At 69.4% G+C, this 20,965-nt stretch carries 16 protein-coding genes; 9 read left to right on the top strand and 7 right to left on the bottom strand.

Going from position 1 to position 20,965, the window contains the following annotated elements; genetic code table 11:
* The first annotated feature begins 2 nt into the window (after positions 1-2).
* Together IG65_RS34255 and ilvD are read left to right on the top strand one after the other, a co-directional pair.
* Positions 3-566 carry a PH domain-containing protein gene (locus IG65_RS34255; protein ID WP_030512951.1) on the top strand — a complete coding sequence of 188 codons (564 nt, stop codon included), beginning with the start codon at positions 3-5 and terminating at the stop codon, positions 564-566.
* A 471-nt stretch (positions 567-1,037) separates the two neighbouring features.
* The gene (gene ilvD / locus IG65_RS0101395) at positions 1,038-2,879 is read left to right on the top strand and encodes a dihydroxy-acid dehydratase (RefSeq protein WP_030512950.1); all 1,842 of its coding nucleotides are present in this window, start codon (positions 1,038-1,040) and stop codon (positions 2,877-2,879) included.
* A gap of 81 nt (positions 2,880-2,960) precedes the next feature.
* Here the strand turns inward: ilvD and IG65_RS0101390 are convergent, their stop codons facing one another.
* Both IG65_RS0101390 and IG65_RS0101385 read right to left on the bottom strand, forming a co-directional pair.
* On the bottom strand, positions 2,961-3,401 hold the full coding sequence (locus IG65_RS0101390; RefSeq protein ID WP_081879182.1) for a nuclear transport factor 2 family protein: 441 nt from the start codon (positions 3,399-3,401) through the stop codon (positions 2,961-2,963).
* 3 nt (positions 3,402-3,404) lie between these two features.
* Positions 3,405-4,391 carry a DoxX family protein gene (locus IG65_RS0101385; RefSeq protein ID WP_030512948.1) on the bottom strand — a complete coding sequence of 329 codons (987 nt, stop codon included), beginning with the start codon at positions 4,389-4,391 and terminating at the stop codon, positions 3,405-3,407.
* A 178-nt stretch (positions 4,392-4,569) separates the two neighbouring features.
* On the opposite strand from IG65_RS0101385, the gene IG65_RS0101380 reads away from it, so the two are divergent.
* A complete protein-coding gene (locus IG65_RS0101380) occupies positions 4,570-5,700 on the top strand; it encodes a sorbosone dehydrogenase family protein (RefSeq protein WP_030512947.1) in 1,131 nt (376 codons plus the stop codon).
* Positions 5,701-5,755: 55 nt separating this feature from the next.
* Here IG65_RS0101380 and gatB read toward each other — a convergent pair whose 3' ends face one another.
* From gatB to IG65_RS0101360, 4 genes are all read right to left on the bottom strand, one after another.
* Entirely contained in the window at positions 5,756-7,267 is a 1,512-nt protein-coding gene (gene gatB / locus IG65_RS0101375; protein WP_030512946.1) for an Asp-tRNA(Asn)/Glu-tRNA(Gln) amidotransferase subunit GatB, read from the bottom strand.
* Between the two features lie 99 nt (positions 7,268-7,366).
* On the bottom strand, positions 7,367-9,859 hold the full coding sequence (locus IG65_RS0101370) for an FtsX-like permease family protein (protein ID WP_030512945.1): 2,493 nt from the start codon (positions 9,857-9,859) through the stop codon (positions 7,367-7,369).
* Positions 9,856-10,578, bottom strand: coding sequence for an ABC transporter ATP-binding protein (locus IG65_RS0101365; RefSeq protein ID WP_030512944.1), 723 nt, complete (start codon positions 10,576-10,578; stop codon positions 9,856-9,858). The genes IG65_RS0101370 and IG65_RS0101365 overlap by 4 nt, the downstream gene beginning before the upstream one ends.
* Positions 10,579-10,659: 81 nt before the next feature.
* A complete protein-coding gene (locus IG65_RS0101360) occupies positions 10,660-10,980 on the bottom strand; it encodes a hypothetical protein (RefSeq protein ID WP_051755193.1) in 321 nt (106 codons plus the stop codon).
* A 183-nt stretch (positions 10,981-11,163) separates the two neighbouring features.
* On the opposite strand from IG65_RS0101360, the gene IG65_RS0101355 reads away from it, so the two are divergent.
* From IG65_RS0101355 to IG65_RS0101330, 6 genes are all read left to right on the top strand, one after another.
* Positions 11,164-12,516 carry a sensor histidine kinase gene (locus IG65_RS0101355; protein WP_051755106.1) on the top strand — a complete coding sequence of 451 codons (1,353 nt, stop codon included), beginning with the start codon at positions 11,164-11,166 and terminating at the stop codon, positions 12,514-12,516.
* A 172-nt stretch (positions 12,517-12,688) separates the two neighbouring features.
* Positions 12,689-13,342, top strand: coding sequence for a response regulator transcription factor (locus IG65_RS0101350; RefSeq protein WP_030512941.1), 654 nt, complete (start codon positions 12,689-12,691; stop codon positions 13,340-13,342).
* Between the two features lie 66 nt (positions 13,343-13,408).
* On the top strand, positions 13,409-16,000 hold the full coding sequence (locus tag IG65_RS38335; RefSeq protein WP_369801448.1) for a protein kinase: 2,592 nt from the start codon (positions 13,409-13,411) through the stop codon (positions 15,998-16,000).
* Positions 15,990-16,910 carry a hypothetical protein gene (locus IG65_RS0101340; protein WP_051755103.1) on the top strand — a complete coding sequence of 307 codons (921 nt, stop codon included), beginning with the start codon at positions 15,990-15,992 and terminating at the stop codon, positions 16,908-16,910. Before IG65_RS38335 ends, IG65_RS0101340 begins: the two co-directional genes overlap by 11 nt.
* Positions 16,911-17,073: 163 nt before the next feature.
* Complete coding sequence (locus IG65_RS0101335; RefSeq protein WP_036522690.1) at positions 17,074-17,949, top strand: hypothetical protein; 876 nt, start codon at positions 17,074-17,076, stop codon at positions 17,947-17,949.
* Positions 17,950-18,081: 132 nt separating this feature from the next.
* Positions 18,082-19,113, top strand: coding sequence for an ATP-dependent 6-phosphofructokinase (locus IG65_RS0101330; RefSeq protein ID WP_030512937.1), 1,032 nt, complete (start codon positions 18,082-18,084; stop codon positions 19,111-19,113).
* Between the two features lie 25 nt (positions 19,114-19,138).
* On the opposite strand, the gene IG65_RS0101325 is transcribed toward IG65_RS0101330, so the two are convergent.
* Complete coding sequence (locus tag IG65_RS0101325) at positions 19,139-20,965, bottom strand: serine/threonine-protein kinase (protein ID WP_051755100.1); 1,827 nt, start codon at positions 20,963-20,965, stop codon at positions 19,139-19,141.

Here is a 20,965-nt window from a genome sequence, read left to right as displayed (position 1 = left end):
GTGTGTCATCGCCGCAGCAGTCCGTGCCACCAGCTCAATCGTCCCACACCGCCGAGGGCGGAACCGATACGGGGCGTGTGATCCATATCCCCCGGCTCGCGCACCTCGGGGTGTTCATTCTGCTGTTCTGCGCGGCGTTCCCGTTCTTCGGCTGGCCCGCGGTGCTGTGGATCCTGTTTCTCATCCCGGCCGCGGTCGCGTGGTGGGTGGAGCGGTCCCGCACCACGGTATCGGCGAGCGGACTCGACCTGCGCACGACCTTCGGCTCCCGGCACCTCGACTGGTCGCAGATCCAGGGACTGCGGATCCCCAAGCGCGGCTGGATGCGAGCGCATCTGAGCGACGACTCCGAGGTGGCCCTGCCGGCGGTGAGCTACGACCGGCTGAAGGATCTGGTCGCGGCATCGGACGGGCGGATTCCGGATCCGTTCGCGGGGCCGGAGAAGAGCGCGGCGGACACGGAGGAGACGAGCGGCCAGAGCACCGGCGAGGCCACCGAATCCGGCGCCGCGGACAACTCGTCGACCGAAGCCGCTGACAAGCCGGACACCTCCACGGAGGACTGAGCGGCCCCTCCCTCGAGTGGGATGTTTCACACTCTCACCCCCAACCTCGAACTCGGGGAACAAATCCGCGCTTTCGCGATGCTGCCCTGACTACGTCCCCACTCGGGGCGCAGTCGCCGCGATCATCGCGTCGCGGTGCGGGTTCGTGGTCGAGACCCCACCCGGTGACGGCCGCTCGGACCGGCTCGACGTGCGTCGTGCCGCCGCGCCACCCCGCGGCCGCACGACCACCCGCCTCCGGTGAGCACGCTCCGGTGGCGGGAGTAACGTTGAAGCGCCGAACAGACACTCTGCTCTTGCGAACAGACACCTCTGCCGACGACACCACTCGCCGAAGAGACGCTCCGCACGGCGGCCGACCAGCCCTCGGCCCCGGCCCCGGCGACCCACCGGACGATGAGCACCGACGAGCAGAGCCCTGCCCGAGTAGAGCCGCTCCGGCCACCGCGCCGACCACCGAGGACCGAATTCATGCCACCGCTTCGCTCACGCACCACCACCGCCGGACGCAATGCCGCAGGCGCACGCGCACTCTGGCGGGCCACCGGCCTGACCGACTCCGATTTCGGTAAGCCGATCGTCGCGATCGCGAACTCCTACACCCAATTCGTGCCCGGCCACGTGCATCTGAAGGATGTCGGCGAGATCGTCGCCGACGCGGTGCGCGCCGCCGGTGGTGTGCCGCGCGAATTCCACACCATCGCCGTCGACGACGGGATCGCGATGGGTCACGGCGGTATGCTCTACTCGCTGCCCAGCCGCGAAATCATCGCGGACTCGGTCGAATACATGGTCAACGCGCACACCGCCGACGCGCTGGTGTGTATCTCCAACTGCGACAAGATCACTCCCGGCATGCTGAATGCCGCCATGCGGCTCGACATCCCGACCGTGTTCGTCTCCGGCGGTCCGATGGAGGCAGGCAAGGCCGTGGTCGTCGGCGGTGTGGCGCAGGCGCCGACCGATCTGATCACCGCGATCGCCGCCAGCGCCTCCACCGAGGTCAGCGACGAGGGGCTGAGCGAGGTCGAGCGCAGCGCCTGCCCGACCTGCGGCTCCTGTTCCGGCATGTTCACCGCGAACTCGATGAACTGCCTCACCGAGGCACTGGGCCTCGCGCTGCCAGGCAACGGTTCCACCCTCGCCACCCACGCGGCGCGGCGCGCGCTGTTCGAGCGGGCCGGCAGCACCGTCGTCGAGATCGCCAACCGCTGGTACCGCGACGACGACGAATCCGTCCTGCCGCGAAACGTGGCCAACGCCAAGGCCTTCCGCAACGCGATGGCCCTCGACGTCGCGATGGGCGGTTCCACCAATACAGTGCTGCACACCCTGGCCGCCGCCCAGGAAGGCGAGATCGATTTCGACCTCACCACCATCGACGAGATCTCCCGCCGGGTGCCCTGCCTGTCGAAGGTCTCCCCCAACTCCGACTACCACATGGAAGATGTGCACCGCGCCGGTGGCATTCCCGCCATCCTGGGCGAACTGCGCCGCGGCGGACTGCTGGAAACCGATGTGACCACCGTGCACACCGCCACCCTCGACGAGTGGCTCGACACCTGGGACATCCGCTCCGGCAAGGCTTCCGACGAAGCGATCGAACTGTTCCACGCCGCGCCCGGCGGAGTGCGGACCACCGTGCCGTTCTCCACCGAGAACCGCTGGTCCTCGCTGGACACCGACGCCGAGGGCGGCTGCATTCGCGATATCGCGCACGCCTACACCGTCGAGGGCGGGCTGTGCGTGCTGCGGGGCAATATCGCCCTGGACGGCGCCATCCTGAAAACCGCCGGTATCGACGAGGACCTGTTCACCTTCGAAGGACCGGCCGTGGTGCTGGAATCCCAGGAAGATGCGGTCTCGGCGATCCTCGGCAAGAAGATCACCCCCGGCGACGTCGTCGTGATCCGGTACGAGGGCCCCGCCGGCGGCCCCGGTATGCAGGAGATGCTGCACCCCACCTCGTTCCTCAAGGGCCTCGGCCTGGGCAAGGTGTGCGCGCTGATCACCGACGGCCGCTTCTCCGGCGGCACCTCCGGCCTGTCCATCGGGCACATCTCCCCCGAGGCGGCCAGCGGTGGCGCCATCGGCCTGATCGAGAACGGCGACCGCATCCGCATCGACGTGCACACCCGCGCGCTCGAACTGCTGGTCGACGACGAGGTGCTCGCAGAGCGCCGCGCCAAGATGGAGGCGCGGGAGCGGCCGTGGCAGCCGGTCCAGCGTGATCGGCCGATCACCACCGCGCTGCGTGCGTACGCCGCACTCGCGACCTCCGCAGACAAGGGCGCCGTGCGCCGCGTGCCCTAGCTTTTGAACTACGCCGGCAGACGAGAACGGCCGCTCCGATCGGAGCGGCCGTTTCCGTTCGAACGTCAATGGGGCGCGGAGTTATCCGCGCAGGTGGTGGCTGACGTCGCCGATGAGGTCCATGGTGACCGCACGTTGTGCGAATGCCCACTGTCCGGCGGGGCGGTGGAAGCGGTCGTCGTAGCGGCCGCTGACGATGGGTTGCAGCGGTAGGTCGGGGGTGGCCTGCAGGACGGTGAAGTACGACCTGCCGGTCGCGGTGTCCTCGGCCTCGTCGACCTCGATCACCAGGTTGGTGACCAGGTGTTTCGTGCGGGGAGTGCCGTCGTCGTAGCGGATCACGGTGCCGGACAGCATCTTTTCCACGGCGGCACTGCCCTCGATCATTCCGGCGCTGGACCCGAAGGAGCCCGTGGCGAACAGGGCGCCGACGCCTGCGAAATCGCCCTGGTCGACCAGGAGGGCGTAGTCGGCGATCAGGCGTTCGATCGCTCGGTAACTCGGTATTGCGGAATCACGCACGGTTCAGAAGATTCCCACGAACGGGTTGCCGCCGTGCAGGAAAATCCACCCAGCGGCCGCTGCCCCGAGCGCCAGGACCAGGCAGACGAACGAACCCCACGACGGGCGGACGGCCCAGCCGCGGTTGCGGTCGAACGACAGGCGGCCGGGGCCGGTGAGGATCAGCGACGCCGCCGCGCCGGCGAGGATCGACTCCAATTCGACCGGGCGGTACTGGAAGTCGGGAGCCATGCCCTGCTTCCACAGCCACGCGGTCGAGATCGAGGCCAGGACGGCGCCGGCCGCGAGCGGAGTGGCCAGACCGAGGATGATCAGCGCGCCGCCACCGACCTCGGACACGGTGAGCATCGCGGTGGACAGCTCGATGTGCTTCCAGCCGCCCTGCTCGAGCATGTGCCGGGTGCCGTCCAGACCGGGGCCGTGGAACCAGCCCGCCAGCTTCTGCAGGCCGTGGTAGAGGAAGGTGAGGCCGACGGTCAGGCGCAGGCCCAGCAGACCCAGATCCAGTGTGCCGCGGCGATATTCGCGCGGGCGACGCAGCCGCTCGGTTTCGCCGTTGGCCCGCGCGGGCGGAATGGTGGCGAAGGCGTAGGTGGGCGCTTCCGAGGCTGCGGGCTCGGCGCCGGGCGGCACGGTGTCAGGATGCTCGGTGCCGGGATGTTCGGTGCCGGGGTGATCAGCGCCGGCATGTTCGGTACCGGGGTGCTCGGTGCCGGGGTGCGCTGCGCTCGCGGCGGTAGCGCCGGCGGCTGCGGCGCCGGTGTGCTGCGTCCTCTTCGTGGCGCCGGTGTGCTCGGCACCCGCGGACGGTACGTCCGGGTCCAGGCCGAGATCGTCTTCGGTCCGCGGAACATCCTTGCCCACCGCGGGTTTCACCGAGGGGAATTCGCCGGTCGGATTGTCGTAGGGGCTGCCCGCCGTCGGTCCGGAGCCCGACGGCCGCCCCGACGGCTGATTCGATTCCGGTGTTTGATTCGGCTTGTCCGTCACGGGCACAGAGTATGACGCCAAACGCGTGGGCGCGTGGTCTGTTCCCGGCGTGTCAGCCCCGCCCGGCCGGTCCCGCGGCGCGCCTCGCCAGCACGAACCGTAGCCGCCGGGACAGCCCGCGCGGTGTGGTCCGGACCCCTGCGAGCGCGCGCGGCGGTATTTCCGTAACGTTTGGGCAATGAGTGTGGTTGTCGTCGGCCGTGTCGCGTCGATCCTCGCCGTCACCGCCGGCCTGGTGGTCGGCTGTGCTCGCTTCGACGATTCCGCGTCCAAACCGTTCACTCCCGCGCCCACCATCGAACCCGAGGGGCAGGGCCCGACCAGCGAACCGAAGACTCCGCCGCCGACCGGGCAGCGCCCCACCGGGCCGTGTATCGATCCCGATCCCGCGGTCGTGGTGTCGTGCCTGGACACCACCGGCGGGCTGACGGTCCTGCCGGACGGGCAGCAGGCGCTGGTCACCGAACGCACCACCGGCCGCATCCTGAAGGTCACCGCCGTCGATCCGAGCCAGGCGCCACCGCAGCCGCTCGAGGTCACCCGGGTCGATGTCGACGCGGCCGGCGACGGCGGGCTCAGCGATGTCGCGCTCTCACCGAGTTACGGCGAGGACGGCCTGGTCTACGCCTACATCACCACCGCCTCGGACAATCGCGTCGTCCGTATCGGCGCGGGCGGCGATCCGAAGCCGATTCTCACCGGAATTCCCAAGGGCGCCAACGGAAACCACGGCTCGCTCGCGTTCGTCTCACCGACCAAACTGGCGGTGCTGACCGGCGACGCCGGCAATCCGGGTGCGGCGAACGATCCCGGATCGCTGGCGGGCAAATTGCTCGAGATCGACGATCCGGCGCCGGGTAACGCGAATCCGAAGGTGGTGGCGTCCGGCATCGGCACCGCGGGCGGGGTGTGCCCCGACCACAAGGACACCATCTGGTTCACCGACCGCACCGCCACCGAGGACCGGCTGCAGCGCCTAGGACCCGACGGCGCCGTCGCCACGGCATGGACCTGGCCGGACAAGCCGGGTGCGGGCGGCTGCGCGGCCGCCGTGGACGGCGTGGCGATCTCGATGTCGGGCGCCAAGGCGCTGGCCTTCGCCGACGCCGATCCGACCACGCACGCGGTGACCACCGCCCCGACGATGGTGGCGCAGGACAAATACGGTTCGCTCGGGGGCGCCGCGCTGGGCGGCGACGGCAATGTCTGGGTGGGTACGGTCAACAAACCCGCCGCCGCGGGCCCGCTGGACGACCGCATCGTGCGCATCCCACCGCCCAAGGGCGGCGCGGGCGGCGGTCCGGACTAGGCGCGCACAGACGAATGCCCGGTCCCACCGGACCGGGCATTCGTCACAGTCACACTCAGGCGGCGCCGCAGGCGGCGAGCACCAGTTCGCGGACGCGGGCGGCGTCGGCCTGGCCCCGGGTGGCCTTCATGACGTCGCCGACGATCTTGCCTGCGGCCTGGACCTTGCCGGAGCGGATCTTGTCGGCGATGTCCGGGTTGGCGGCCAGGGCCTTGTCGACCTCGGTCTGGAGGGCGGAGTCGTCGGACACCATGCCCAGCCCCTTGGCCTCGACGATCTGTCCCGGATCGCCCTCACCGGCCAGCACGAAGTCGACGACCTGGCGGGCCACCTTGGAGTTGATGGTCTTCGCGTCGACCAGCGCGACCACCTCGGCGACCTGCTTCGGCGTGATCGGCAGATCCTCGAGCGCCACCTCGCGCTCCTTGGCCTGCTCGGTGAGGTAGTTGACCCACCAGGCGCGGGCGGCGTCGACCGTGGTGCCGGCGTCGACGGTGGCGATGATCAGATCCAGCGCACCGGCGTTGATCAGATCGCGGAACACCTCGTCGGCCAGACCCCATTCGGCCTGGATGCGGGCGCGGCGCAGCCACGGGTATTCGGGGATGGTGCCGCGCAGCTTCTCGACCCAGTCGGCGTCCGGCGCGATCGGCTCGAGGTCCGGCTCCGGGAAGTAGCGGTAGTCCTCGGCGGTTTCCTTGACGCGGCCCGGGGAGGTGGAGCCGTCGCCCTCGTGGAAGTGGCGGGTCTCCTGGATCACGGTGCCGCCGGAGCTGAGCACCGCGCCCTGGCGGCGCATCTCGTAGCGCACCGCGACCTCGACGCTGCGCAGCGAGTTCACGTTCTTGGTCTCGGTGCGCGTGCCGAATTCTTCGGCGCCCTTGGCCATCAGTGACACGTTGGCGTCGCAGCGCAGCGAACCCTGCTCCATCTTGACGTCGGAGACGTCGAGCGCCTTCAGCAGATCGCGCAGTGCGGTGACGTAGGCGCGGGCCACCTCGGGGGCGCGTTCACCGGCGCCGGTGATCGGCTTGGTGACGATCTCGATCAGCGGCACGCCGGCCCGGTTGTAGTCCAGCAGCGAATGGCTCGCGCCGTGGATGCGGCCGGTGGCGCCGCCCACGTGCAGGGACTTACCGGTGTCCTCCTCCATGTGGGCACGTTCGATGTCGACCCGGAAGACCGAGCCGTCGTCGAGCACCACATCGAGGTAGCCGTCGGTGGCGATCGGCTCGTCGTACTGGCTGATCTGGTAGTTCTTCGGCTGATCCGGGTAGAAGTAGTTCTTGCGCGCGAACCGGCCCCACGGGGTGATCGAGCAGTTCAGCGCCAGGCCGATGCGGATCGCCGACTCGACGGCCTGCTGGTTGACCACCGGCAGCGAACCCGGCAGGCCCAGACATACCGGGCAGACCTGTGTGTTCGGCTCGGCACCGAAGGCCGTCGGGCACCCGCAGAACATCTTGGTTTCGGTGCCCAGTTCGACGTGCACCTCCATGCCCAGCACCGGCTCGTACCGGTCGATGACGTCGGCATAGTCCATCAAGTCCACCGTGGGTGCAGTCATGGCCACCAGTTTATGTAAGGGTGCCGACGACGCTGCGCCGACCCGGAATCGGAGCAGTCCCACGCGCCCGGCCGCGTGGGACTTCCCCTCCTGACACGATCAGTCGACGGCGATGGCCTCGACGATCGGCATGCGGGCCGCGCGCAGCGACGGCGGAATCGAGCCGAGCAGGGCCAGGACCAGCGCGGCGGCGGCGTAGACCAGCAACATCGGGCTCGGGCGGTACACCACGTCGATGGTCATCGCGTGACCCATCGCCACGGTGGCCAGATACTGCACGGCCGCGCCGGTCACCAAACCCAGTGCGGCACCGGCCAATCCGATGCCGGCGGCCTCGGTCAGCACCGTGCGCAGCAGGAATCGGCGGCTGGTGCCCATGGCGCGCAGCACGCCGAGTTCGCGGCGGCGTTCCAGGACCGACAGCATCAGCGTATTCAGCAGCGCCGCGGTCGAAACCAGCACCACGATCCACAGAATCGAACCGGACAGCGACGTACCCTGCTGTACCCCTCGAGATACCGCCGCGAGCGCCTGAGCACCGGCGTCCACGTGCAGGGCGGGCGGCACCACCGCGCGGATCGCGTCGATCACCTGGGCTTTGTCGACGCCGGGTGCGAAGTTGACGCCGAGGATCGTCTCTCCCGGGCGGTCGTACCACTGCCGCAGGACGTCCAGATCCATCAGCACGATGCCCGACAGCGCCGAGAAGTACGGGATCACCCGCAGGACCCGCACGGAATGGATGCCCGTCGGCGTGGGCAGCTCGAGCTGCGCGCCCTCGCCGACATCCAGCGAGCGCGCCACGTCGCGCGACAGCACGACGCCCTCGCCGGTCGACATCCGTTGCAACACATCGGGTCCCAGATCGGCGAGGACCGACGACCGGATATTGGGCTGATAAGCCTGCAGCATCACCCGATCGCTGCCGACGGTGGCGAAGGCCATCTGGGCCGACCCCACGTCGGCGACGCCGGGAACCCGGCGCACGGTTTCCTTCAGATCCGGCGGAAGGATCGGACCCGTGGGGAATTCGGCCAGCGAGGTGGGGCTGATGTAGGCGTCGCGACGACCGAGATCGGAGAACGAGTCCGTCGCCGAATCGACCAGATTGCTGGACGCCCCGCCCATCGCGACCGTCGCGGTCACGCCGATCATCACCGTCATCGCCGTGGCCCACACGCGTCGCGGAGCCCGTTCGATGGTGGTGGCTCCCAGGGCGCCGGGCGCGCCGAAGATCCGGGCGACCGCGGCCGCCAGGCGCACGATCGGCCCCATCGCGGCGAAACACAGGCCGACCGCGCCCGCGATGGACAGCGAGATCGCGCCGAGCGAAGCCCGGCCCAGATCGGCGCGCGCGATGACGATGGCGCCACCGACCATGGCCAGGCCACCCACCAGCGCACCCCAGCGCAACCACGGCCCGACCGAATCGGCCTTCGACACCCCCACCGGCGCCAGCGCCTCGATGGGCTGGACCTTGTAGACCTGGCGGGCGGCGATCGACGCGGCGGCGACGCTGGCCAGCACGCAGGCCGCGATCGCGAACGGAATCGCGTAGCCGGGCACCATGTATTCGGTGCGGGTGTCCACCGCCGCCACCATGGCCGAGGGAATCGTGTCGATCGACATACGCCCGGCGAAGATCCCCACCACCGAACCGATCGCGCCGCCGATCAATCCGATGACGGCCGCCTCCACGACGAGGTCACGCACCATCGGACGCCGCCGCCCGCCGATCGCGCGCAGCAGCGACAGCGTCGGGCGGCGTTGGGCCACCGCCATACTCATCGCGTTGTAGATCAGGAAGCCCGAAACGATCAGCGCCGCGGCCGAGGCCATCGTGGTGGAGAAACGCACGAGCTGGATCGCGCCGCTCGCCTGCGCGGTGCGCAGGCTCGGATCGGCCACCACCGCACGGCCGTTCACCAGTGCGGTCAGCGCCGAACGCAGTTGCCCCACATCGGTTCCCGGCTTCGGCACGATCTGGACGGAGTCGACCATGCCCGCCCGGCCGGCGAGTTGCTGGGCGACAGGCAGGGTGGCGATGACGATGTGCCCGCTGTTGAGTTTGTGCGAGGTGGCGTCGTCGAGCACTCCGGCCACGGTCACCTGCTGGTTGCCCAGCGTGAAGGTCTCGCCCTCGTGCCGGCCCAGCCCCGCGCCGACGAGGACTCCGCCCGGCACCGACAGCAGTTTCGCCACCTGCCCGCTCATCGCCCCGTTCAGATCACTGCCGAGCGCCGAAACAGACGCGTCGGCGCCGATGAGCAGCGTGCGGTCGGCAGGGTTGCCGACCCCGGTGCGGATCATCGGCACCGCCGCCTCGACTCCGGGGACCGCGCGCACCTGCGGCACCAGGTCCTGCCCGAATCCGCTCTCGGTGACGCCGGAGATCTCGAGTTGCGCCTTACCGCCCAGTGCCGAGGTCAGCCGATCCACCGAGCCGGTCACCGAACCGGAGATGCTGAGCACCGCCACCAGCAGCCCCGCCGACACCCCCATGACCGCCATCGACATGGCGGTACGGCCCTTGTGGGTGAACAGCTCTCCGATGTTGAACAGCCGCAACCGATCCCAGCCGGCTGTGATCACGCGCGCACCACCTCGTCGCCGTCGCGAACCTCGCCACGGCGCGCGGACACCAGCTCGTTGGAACCGATTCGCCCGTCCCGCAGCGTGATCACGCGATCGCAGTATTCGACGGCGCCCATGTCGTGGGTGACCATCACCACCGAATTGCCCGCGCCGCAGATGTCGCCGAGCAGTTCCAGAATGGCGGCGCCGGTCTTGGAATCCAGATTGCCGGTGGGTTCGTCGGCCAGGATCAGCGGCGGATCCATGATCAGCGCGCGAGCGACGGCCACCCGCTGCATCTGACCGCCGGACAGTTCGGCGGGGCGATGCTCGGCGCGATCGGCCAGGCCCACGCGGTCGAGCAGTTCCAGTGCCCGCGGCTTGGCCTTGCGCAATCCGGTGCCGTCCAGCAGTTTCGGCACCGCGACGTTCTCCCACGCCGAGAGCGTCGGCAGCAGGTTGAAGAACTGGAAGACGAAACCCACGCGGTGGCGGCGGAACTCGGACTGCCGGTTGTCGTCGAGGGAGCCGATCTCGTCGCCCTGGAAGGTGATGGAACCCGAATCCGGTGAATCCAGTGCGCCGAGCAGATGCAGCAGGGTGCTCTTACCGGATCCGGACGGGCCGATGATCGAGGTGAATTCCCCCGCCTCGATGCGCAGACTGATGGTGTCGAGAGCGCGAACCCGCTGTTCACCCACCCGGTATTCCTTGACGACGTCGGTCAATTCCAACATGGCGGTCGCCCCACCCTCTTTCTGCTGTCGGTTAGGTGACGGCGCGGGTTCGACTGCGCCGCAACCGGGTCGGATCGTCGCTCAGCGTGCCAGGGCCGGCTCGCGATGCCAATGCCGGACCTCGTGTGCGTCGAGTACGGCACGCAGTACGGGTTGTTCCGCGGCCAGTTCCAGATAGGCCTCGCCCGGCGACTGGCCCTGCAGCTGAGCCTGGTCGAGCTTGGCGTGCAGATGGTTGTCCCACCGATACCGCAGGGCGGCAAGCACTCCGGCGGGTCCGCCGAAGAGCCGATCGCAGTCGGGCAGGTCGTAGAACAGTCCCGGGGTGGCCGGATCGACGGCCGCGCGGGCGAGCACCTCGTGCAGGATGTCGGTACGAGCGTGCTGGTCTTGCCAAGTCATCGCACCCATCTCCTCGGGCCGGGTGTCCGGGCCTTTCGCCGGACACTGTGCGACTCACGCTACGGACGCGGCCCGGCGGATACGTCGTGCCGCAGACGAGACTTCGGGTCCTACCACGGTAGGAGCGCGGGCCCTTTCCGGGAACGATGCAGCGACGACCCGTCGGCGACTAGCCTGACTGTTATGGACCTGACCAGCGCAGACGACCGTGCGGAGGTATCGCCGCACGCGCCGCGGCGCCCGGGCCGGACCCGCCTGGCACTGGGGCGGGTCGCCCGTCGTCTCCTGGACCTCGTGCACGATCCGGCCGGTACGCTGCGGCGGCGGGTCGAGGAGATGTCCTACGGCTATCCCGTCTCGGTGGTCGTCACCGCGGATATCGCGGTCGTGGTGGCGGCGGTCGCGGCCGCGGCGCTGCGCAGCCAGTACTTCTCGACCGGGGTGCCCTTCCTCGCGGTGGCGCTGTTGTTCGCCTGCTATCCGCTGCTGTTCTTCTTCGACCTGCCCCCGAAACCCGCGGTGTTCGGCCTGTCCGCGCTCACCGCCCAGGCACTGTTCCTGCTGCAGCCGGTCTCACCCGATTGTTCTCCGCTGGTGTTGACCGTGATGGTCGGCATGATCGGGGCGATCGCGCCGAAACGGGTCAGCCTGTTCTGGATGATCGCCGCCGTCGCGGAGATCGTCATCTTCTACGCTCTGGGCTCCGCCGAACTGGTGCAGGTGTACGTGGTCGCGATCGTGCTGGGCTGGATGGTCGGCCTGATGCTGCAATTCCAGCGACAGTCACTCGATCAGGAGCGCGAGAATCAGGCGATTCGCTCCGCGCAGGCGGCCGACGACGAACGCCGCCGGATCGCCCGCGAGGTCCACGACGTGATCGCCCACTCCCTCAGTGTCACGCTGCTGCACCTGACCGCGGCCCGGCACGCACTGGAGACCGATCGCGATGTCGACGAGGCCATCGACGCACTCGGCGATGCCGAACGCCTCGGCCGCCAGGCGATGGCCGATATCCGGCATACCGTCGGCCTGCTCGATCAGCGCCCGTCCGCGATGACGCCCGAACCGGGTCTCGAGGACATCGCCGACCTGGTCGCCGATTTCGTCGGCGCCGGGCTGTCGGTGACCTATCACCTCACCGGCGACACTGCGGCGGTGTCCGCGTCGACGGGTCTGGCGCTGTACCGGATCAGCCAGGAATCGCTGTCGAACATCGCCAAGCACGCGCCGGGTGCGCAAGCCTCCCTCGACATCGCCGTGACCCCCGGCGAAGTGACCGTGCGCGTGCGCAATACGCTGCCGCAGGGCCCGGCGCCGCGCACCGGCCGCGGAATGGGGATCAACGGCATGCGCCAGCGCACGGCGACCCTGAACGGCAATCTGTCGGCCGGCCGATCGGGCGAGTACTGGCAGGTGCGCGCCCGCATCCCGCTCGCTCCCGTCGATGTGTGCCCGGTGAGCGGACTCGACGATCCCCTGACGAAGGTGCGTGACGCGATCACCTCGCTCACCCGCAAACGCCAGGAGGATCGGTGAGACATACCGGCGCGTCCGCCGACCCGGCCGACCGGGTGCGGGTGTCCCGCAACTCACCGGGACCGGTGAGACATACCTGCGCCGACCGGGTGCGGGTGTCCCGTAGAACGCAGGAGGGCACGTGAATCCGGGTCAGAGTCCGCTCACCGACACCGATACCGCGACCACCACCGTGCTCGTCGTCGACGACCAGGAACTCGTGCGCGGTGGACTGCGAAGGATCCTGCGCCGCCGCGACGGCTTCGTGGTCACCGAATGCGGCGACGGTGACGAGGTGCCGGCCGCCTTGGCCGAATACCGGCCGGACGTGGTGCTGATGGATCTGCGGATGAAGCGGGTCGGCGGCATCGACGCGACCCGGCGGCTGCGGACCCGCGCGGACGCGCCGCCGGTGCTGGTGCTCACGACCTTCGACGACGACCATCTGCTCTCCGGTGCGCTGCGGGCCGGCGCGGCGGGCTTCATCCTCAAGGACTCCCCCGCCGAGGATCTGATCCGGGCGGTGCGCACCGTGGCCGAGGGCGGCTCCTGGCTCGATCCGTCCGTCACCGGCCGGGTGCTGTCGGGCTACCGGACGGCGCGGCCGGTCCCCACCGACACCCGCTCCCGCATGGCGGAGCTCACCGCTCGCGAACTCGAGGTGCTCAAACTGATCGGCCGCGGGCGGGTCAACTCCGAGATCGCCGGCGAACTCGGCATCTCCGAAGTAACGGTAAAGAGCCACGTCGGACACATTTTCGGCAAGCTAGGGTTACGAGACAGGGCGGCCGCGATCGTCTTCGCGTTTGACCACGGCGTGGTCGCACCCGGAGAATCGGCGTTCTGAGGGGCAGGCAACCCGGTGCGGCGCCGGGCAGGTTGGCCACCTTGCCCAGGAGTTGGAGGTTCACCGGTGGAAGTGCCGAGGTCACGGGTCGGCACCAGATTCGGCCCGTACGAGGTGCGCTCGCTGCTCGGTCGCGGTGGTATGGGCGAGGTGTACGAGGCGTTCGATACCGGTAGGGATCGCGTCGTCGCGCTCAAGATCCTGCCCGAACAACTCGCGCAGGACGCGATATATCAGGAACGCTTCCGCCGCGAATCGCAGGCGGCGGCCCGGCTGGCCGAACCGCACATCATCCCGATCCACGACTGGGGTGAGGCCGGCGGCTCCCTGTTCCTGGATATGCGCCTGGTGCGCGGCGAGAACCTGCGCACGCTGCTGCGCCGGCAGGGAAAGCTCGATGCCGACCGCGCGGTGGCGATCGTCGAGCAAGTGGCCGCCGCGCTGGATGCGGCACACGCCGCCGGGCTGGTCCATCGGGATGTCAAACCCGGCAACATCCTCGTCACCCCGGCCGATTTCGCGTATCTCACCGATTTCGGCATCGCCCGCGACGAGGGCGACAACCCGCACACCACGGGCAGCCACGCCGCCGGTTCCTACACCTATATGGCGCCGGAGCGATTCGACTCCGGGCCCGTGACCGCCCGTGCCGACATCTATTCGCTGGCCTGCGTCCTGCACGAATGCCTGACCGGCGCGACGCCCTTCCCGGCCGAGAGCGTCAGTGTGCTGATCCGGTCGCATCTGTCGGAACCACCGCCGCGTGCCAGCGCCGCGCGGGCCGGCGTGCCCGAGGCCATCGACGGGGTGATCGCGCGCGCGATGGCGAAGGCGCCGGCGGACCGGTATCAGACCGCCGGACAGTTCGCGGCCGCCGCGCGTGCCGCGCTGGGACTGGGCGGACGGATGCCCGCCGAGTCGAATACCGCGGGGACGCCGTTCGATTCCGGGACGCCGAAGGTCTTCGGCGCGGAATTGCTCGCGAACACTCCGCGCGGCGGGAACACGCCCTCCGGCCCCAGCCCGGTGGACGTGGCGGCGGCGCGGGACAACGACTACCGCCGCACGCCGGAACCGACGACGTTCCAGCCGTTCGGACCGGACGGACCGACGATTGCGGCAAACTTCCAGCCACGCGGCCCCGCCGCCGCCGGTGACACCGCCGCGGGCGCGGCTACCGCCGCTGCGGACACCGCGAATGCCGGTGCCGCGCAGCCTGTTTCAGCCGCCGCATCGGGAACCGCCCCGGCTCCGAACGACGCGGCCGGTGCGGACCGGCCCGCCGGCACCGACGCCCCCGCGGCCACGTCGCGCGCGTACGAGACCACGGGCACGCTGCGCATCATCCCGCCGCCGAGCAAGGACGAGCGCGATACGTCCGGCGATCTGCCGATCATCCGCCCCGCCGATCCGACGCTGGTCAAACCGGGCGAGTTCCACTTCACGCTGACCGCCGAATCCCCTGCGGCGGAGCCGAAACCGGCGACCCTGCCGAGCCTGCCGATGCGCAAGCCACCCGCATCGGGCGCGGCAGGATCGGCACGGCCGGTCGCAGAACCGGTCGTGCCGCGCGCGGCCGAGCCGGCCCGGCGGTCCGCGGCCGAACCGACCCGCGCGTACGGCGTGACCGGGAGCGAAGAAGTTCGCGACCGCGCCGAGCAGTCCGACGCCGAGCAGGATTCGGCACCGGGTTCCGAACACCGCACCCAACTGCTCGACCCGACGCAGTTCAGCACCCGTCCCGAGGCCAACACGCGATCCGGCGCCACTCTCTCCGACGCCGCTCTCTCCGACGCCGACCTGCAGCCCGGCGAGAAGACCGAACTGATCGACATCTCGCAGTTCCGCACCGGCGGCACCGATCGCACGCCCCGCGACGAGGACACCCGGTTCCTCGATGTCTCGCAGTTCGGCACCGCCGCGAAGGCAGCGGGCGACACGCGGTTCCTCGACGTCACCGGCGACGAGGGCTACGACGACGCCCGGTACGACGACGAGCTGCGCTACCGCGACGACGCTCGCTACGACGAGGACGTCCGGTACGAGGACGACGCCTACGACGACGGCTATGCCGACGACGAGTACTTCGATGACGAATACGCCGTGGCGGCAACGGGTTCGCAGGATTCGCGCCCCGCGAAGCGCTCGCGATCGGTCGCGGTTCCGGTCGTGCTCGGTGTGCTGGGTGCGGCCGTCCTGGCAGGTATCGGCGTGGTCGGCTGGCAGGTCTTCGGCTCCTCGTCGAACAACGACCACCCGGCCACCGCGGCGGGCCCGGCTGCCCCGGCGGTGACCGCCCAGCAACCGGCGACCGGCTCCGCGCCGGCCACGACCGCGGCGCCGACCACGACCGGCACGTCGGCCAATCTTCCGGTCGGCGCGACCCCGTGCTCGCAGACCTCGACAACCCAGGGTTCGTTCGCCAAGACCGCGACCGGTTCCTCGGTGACCTCTTGCGGTTTCGCGGAAGCGGTGCGCAAGGCGTATGCGCAAGCGGCCGAATCCCACAGCGCGACCAGCGCGGCCACCGCCGAGGCCAGCACCTCGATCATCGCGGTGAGTCCGGTGACGGGCCGGTCCTATCCGATGACCTGCACCAGCTCGGGCAAGGTCGTCACCTGTACGGGCGGTGACAACGCGGTGGTCTATGTCTACTGACCCGACGCCCACCGGGCGCCAGGGTCGGCGGCGGTTGTTCTTGGCAGTTGTCCCACTTCTCGTTTCGGCGTGCGCGGCGCACGGTGCCGCGGTCAGTACGGAGCCGGGCCTGTCCCGGCCGCCCGCCGACATGGTGCGTCCGGCGCCCGTTCCCGACTCGACGCCCAGCCTGCCCAGCGGCCTGGTGGCCGGCTTCGCCAACCTGCGCGCGCAGTTGCCCGGCCGGATGGGCTTGGCGGTGATGGCCGTGGGCGGCGACCGCGTGATCACACTCGGCGACTGGACCACGGGAGTCGCCTGGTCGACGATCAAGGTGCCACTCGCCCTCGCGGCGCTGCGCCGGGACCCGGTCGGCCTGGCCGATGTCGCACAGGCCGCCATCACCGCCTCGGACAACGATGCGGCCCAAGCACTCTGGATCGCGCTGGGTGGCGGTGAACCCGCGGCCGAAGCGGTCGAGGCGGTGCTGCGCGAGGCCGGCGACACCACCACCGATGTCGCCGACCGGCACAATCCGGATGCGCGCCAATCCATCGACGACCCCATGGTCTTCGGTGCCACCCAGTGGAGTCTGGTCGATCAGCTGCGCTTCGCCGCCCGGCTGCCGTGCCTGCACAATGCTTCGCGGGTGGTGGATCTGATGCAGCAGATCACCGACAGCCAGAGCTGGGGCCTGGGTTCGTTCGTCGGCGCCGAGTACAAGGGCGGCTGGGGACCCGACGACGACACCGGAGCGTATCTGGTCCGCCAGTTCGGACTGGTGCCGACGTGGTCCGGCCAGCTCGCGGTAGCCCTTGCGGCGCAACCGGATTCGGGCTCCTATGATGACGCGGTCGAAATGATGAACCGGATGTCGGCACTGCTGTCCGAACACGTGCACGAACTGCACGGCGGAGAATGCGAGCGGTGATTGCGCAGTCGTCTCATATGCGCCGTCGACGGTCGGCGCATTTGACCGGCGGGCCGCGACCGCACACAATTCCTCGTCTGACGGATGGTGCCGCGCGGGGCCATTCGCATGATCTGGAGGTGAACGGGTGCACGCACCACTCCGGCCGAGCACGAAGCGGGCCATGGCTTTTCGCGCTGTTCGCTGTGCGGCGGCACTGCTCGGAGCGGGCCTGTTACTGAGCCCGGTGGCCTGCTCGAACGCCTCCGACACCAGCACGCCGACCACGACGACCCGGGCGAGCACCTCGTCCGCCCCCGTCACGATGTTCGCGCTGCCGGGTTCGCTGGCAGCCGATTTCACCGCGCTGCGGCCGAGTCTGGACGGGCACGCCGGTATGGCGATCATGGCGGTCGGTGGCCAGCGCACCGCGCAGATGGGCGATTGGACCACCGGGCCCTCCTGGTCGACCATGAAAGTCCCACTGACACTTGCCGTTCTGCGCACCAACGGCAACACCAGCACCTATCAGATGTCGGCGGCCATCACCGAGTCCGACAACTCCGCCGCCGACGGACTGTGGCAGGCGCTGGGCGCCCCCGACGCGGCGGCCAAGGCGGTGCAGGCGGTACTGCGTGAGGGGGGCGACACCACCACGACCGTCCCCGCGACCCGCTCACGCGCCGAGTACTCGGCGTTCGGCCAGGCCGACTGGTCGCTGGCCGACCAGGTGCGCTGGGCATCGCGACTGCCCTGCCTGCCCGACGCCGACACCGTGACCACGCTGATGGGCAAGGTGGTCTGGGGCCAGCAGTGGGGCCTCGGACATTTGGACAACACCCGTTTCAAAGGCGGCTGGGGCCCCGATCCGAGCGGCAACTACCTGGTTCGCCAATTCGGCCTGCTGACCACACCCAACGGCGATGTCGCCATTTCCCTTGCCGCACAGGCGACATCGGGCACGTTCGACGACGGCACCCAGATTCTCAACAAGATGGCGGGGCTGATCACGAAACATCTCGACGACCTTCCGGCCGGCCACTGCGCCCCCGCGCAATGACACCACCGCGCGCCCGCGCGACGACCTCACCGCGCGGCCGCAATGTCCACTGTCTGTGGTAGCCGGTTGCTGTAACCGCCGGTTAACGGGGGCGGGGCTGCGCCGCGCGGCCGGGCGCGGCAAGATAGCGGCATGCGCATCGGAGTCTTGACCGGAGGCGGGGACTGCCCAGGCTTGAACGCGGTCATCCGAGCTGTCGTTCGCACTGCGAACGGCCGCTACGGTGACGCGATCGTCGGCTTCCAGGACGGTTGGCGCGGGTTACTGGAGGATCGCAAGATCCACATCCACAACGACGACCGCACCGACCGGCTGCTGACCAAGGGCGGCACCATGCTCGGCACCGCCCGCACCAATCCCGACGTGCTGCTCGAGGGACTGGGGCGAATCAAACGCACCCTCGACGACAACGGCATCGACGCCCTCATCCCGATCGGCGGGGAGGGCACCCTCACCGCCGCCCACTGGCTCTCCGACGAAGGTGTGCCGGTGGTCGGCGTACCGAAGACCATCGACAACGACATCGATTGCACCGACACCACTTTCGGCCACGACACCGCCGTCACCATCGCCACCGACGCCATCGACCGGCTGCACACCACCGCGGAATCGCATCAGCGCGTCATGCTGGTGGAGGTGATGGGCCGCCACGCCGGCTGGATCGCGATGAATTCCGGCATCGCCTCCGGCGCCCACCTCACCCTCGTCCCCGAGGTGCCCTTCGACGTCGACGAGGTGTGCACCATGATCAAACGCCGCTTCCAGCGCGGTGATTCCCACTTCATCTGCGTGGTCGCCGAGGGCGCGAAACCCGCCGAGGGCTCGTTCCATCTGCGCGAGGGCGGGGTCGACGAATACGGCCACGAGCGGTTCACCGGGGTGGCCCACCAGTTGGGCGTGGAGATCGAACGCCGCATCGGCAAGGAGGTCCGCACCACGGTGCTGGGCCACGTCCAGCGTGGCGGCAAGCCCACCGCCTACGACCGGGTGCTCGCGACGCGCTTCGGCCTGCACGCCGCCGAAGCGGTCCACGCCGGCCAGTTCGGTCAGATGGTGGCGCTGCACGGCACCGAGATCGGCCTGGTGTCGCTGGCGGAGGCCACCAAACAGCTCAAGCTGGTGCCGACCGATCGGCACGGGGAGGCCGCCGCGTTCTTCGGGTGAGGGAGGCCGGCGCCGCGCCGGCCTCTCATTCCAGCGGCATCTTCCGCCACCACGCGGCGAATTCGGACTCGGTAAGGCCGTCCGCGGAATTCATGAACGAGGAATACCGGCTGCTCGCGATGACGAGACATCGGCCCCGCTCGGAATCCGGGCCGAAGGACAGCACGACCCACCGGTAGTACAGCGATGCGGAACTCGGCGGGTTGACGTGACTCGTATAGCTGACGGTGCCGGTTCTACCGCTGCCCTGCGGTGAACCGGTCAGCTGAGCGACCATTGCCTGAGCATCGGCGGGCGACGCGTATTTGAGGACGGCATAACTCGGCGTGTAGTTCGTGTTCACGCAATCCCAGCCGATCGTCCACTTTCCCAGATTCAGATCGGTTCCCGTCAAAGCGAGCAGGTTCTGACCGTTCGGCTTCCGGACGCAGGACGCACCGTCGTATGCGCGCTCGGAGACCGCGAGTGCGGGAAACAGTTGGGTGATGGTGGCAGCCTGCTGGTCCATGGCCTGGGTAGCATGCAGCCAATCCTCGGCGCCCTTGCTCTCCTTCTTCTGCAGCACCACCACCACGATCGCGACGACGACGGCCACCACCACCAGCACGGCGACGATGATCGCGGCCACCATCGCGCCCGAGCGCTTCGGCGGCTGCGGCCGATATCCCTGGGCCGGCGGGTAGCCCGGTGGCGGCGCGGAATAACCTGCGGGAGAGGGCCTTGCGGGCGAAGGCACCCCTGGAGGAGGCCCTGCGGGAGAGTGGGTTGAAGCGGGCATCGGCACCCGGCTGGGCGCGGCGGACGGGGCATTCGACGGTCCAGCGGTCATCGTCGAATAGGGCTGTCCCCCAACGGGAACCACGGTCGGCACGCCAGCGCCGTTCGGCGGCGGGTATCCCTGTGTAGGTGTGCCGGGAAGCGGTCCGGCGGGAACCCGCGCCGAGTTCGGCGGGACGGGGGCCGGACCGCCGGGCCGGATCAGCGTCGGAGCCGCACCGCTCACCGTCGGCGCCCCCGCGGGCGCGGTCAGCGCCGCTCGCGCCGCGGCCGCGAATTCCGTACAGCTGCCGAATCTTTCGGAGGCTCGCTTGGCCATGGCGCGGGCGATCACCCCGTCCATCGCCGGGGACAGTCCGGCGCGCCGCGCACTGGCCGGCGGGACCGGCAGTTGCAGGTGGCCGCGAATGACCTCGGTGGGATGTTCGGAGTCGAACGGCCCGGTTCCGGTGAGCAGCCAGTACAGGGCACACGCCAGCGAATACTGATCGGAGCGGTGATCGAGTTCGACACCGGTCATCTGTTCCGGCGAGGCGTATGCGAGGGTGGCGGTGAACATGCCGGCCTGGGTGAGGTGCGTGGAATCCTCACGGAGGCGGGCGATTCCGAAGTCGGTGAGAAAGACCCGTTCCCCCTTGCCGCTCACCGCCCGGGCCAGCAAGATGTTGGCGGGCTTCACATCTCGGTGCAGTACACCGTTGCCGTGCGCGTAATCCAATGCGTCGGCGACACCTTCGATGATCTGCACGGCGCGCTCGGGCGGCAGCGTCAGCGGATTCACCGTCGCGGCGTCGACGCCGTCCACATACTGCATGCAGATCCACAGCTGATCGTCCTCGACGCCGCGGTCGTAGACGGCGACGATGCCGGGATGATCGAGTTGTGCGCACAGATCGGCCTCGCGTTCGAAACGGGCGCGAATCTCGGCATCGGTGTACAGCTCGCGATTCAGCAGTTTCAACGCGGTCAGCCGGGGCAGACGCGGATGCCGCGCCAGATAGACCGATCCCATCCCTCCCTGGCCGAGCAGTCGCTCCACGGTGAAGCCGGCGAACACGTCACCGTTGTTCAACAC

It is taken from the genome of Nocardia sp. NRRL WC-3656 (genome assembly GCF_000720265.1).
In the GTDB taxonomy this organism is placed as follows: Bacteria; Actinomycetota; Actinomycetes; order Mycobacteriales; family Mycobacteriaceae; genus Nocardia; species Nocardia nova.
The sequence above is the reverse complement of the archived record's forward strand: the minus strand, read 5'-3'. Positions and strand labels throughout refer to the sequence as shown.

What these genes read in the sequence shown, in the direction of transcription:
- IG65_RS0101330 (WP_030512937.1), top strand. Translation starts at nt 18,082, where the DNA reads ATGCGCATCGGAGTCTTGACCGGAGGCGGGGACTGCCCAGGCTTGAAC.
- IG65_RS0101355 (WP_051755106.1), top strand. Translation starts at nt 11,164, where the DNA reads ATGGACCTGACCAGCGCAGACGACCGTGCGGAGGTATCGCCGCACGCG.
- IG65_RS0101360 (WP_051755193.1), bottom strand. Translation starts at nt 10,980, where the DNA reads ATGACTTGGCAAGACCAGCACGCTCGTACCGACATCCTGCACGAGGTG.
- IG65_RS0101380 (WP_030512947.1), top strand. Translation starts at nt 4,570, where the DNA reads ATGAGTGTGGTTGTCGTCGGCCGTGTCGCGTCGATCCTCGCCGTCACC.
- IG65_RS0101365 (WP_030512944.1), bottom strand. Translation starts at nt 10,578, where the DNA reads ATGTTGGAATTGACCGACGTCGTCAAGGAATACCGGGTGGGTGAACAG.
- ilvD (WP_030512950.1), top strand. Translation starts at nt 1,038, where the DNA reads ATGCCACCGCTTCGCTCACGCACCACCACCGCCGGACGCAATGCCGCA.
- IG65_RS0101335 (WP_036522690.1), top strand. Translation starts at nt 17,074, where the DNA reads ATGGCTTTTCGCGCTGTTCGCTGTGCGGCGGCACTGCTCGGAGCGGGC.
- IG65_RS0101340 (WP_051755103.1), top strand. Translation starts at nt 15,990, where the DNA reads ATGTCTACTGACCCGACGCCCACCGGGCGCCAGGGTCGGCGGCGGTTG.
- gatB (WP_030512946.1), bottom strand. Translation starts at nt 7,267, where the DNA reads ATGACTGCACCCACGGTGGACTTGATGGACTATGCCGACGTCATCGAC.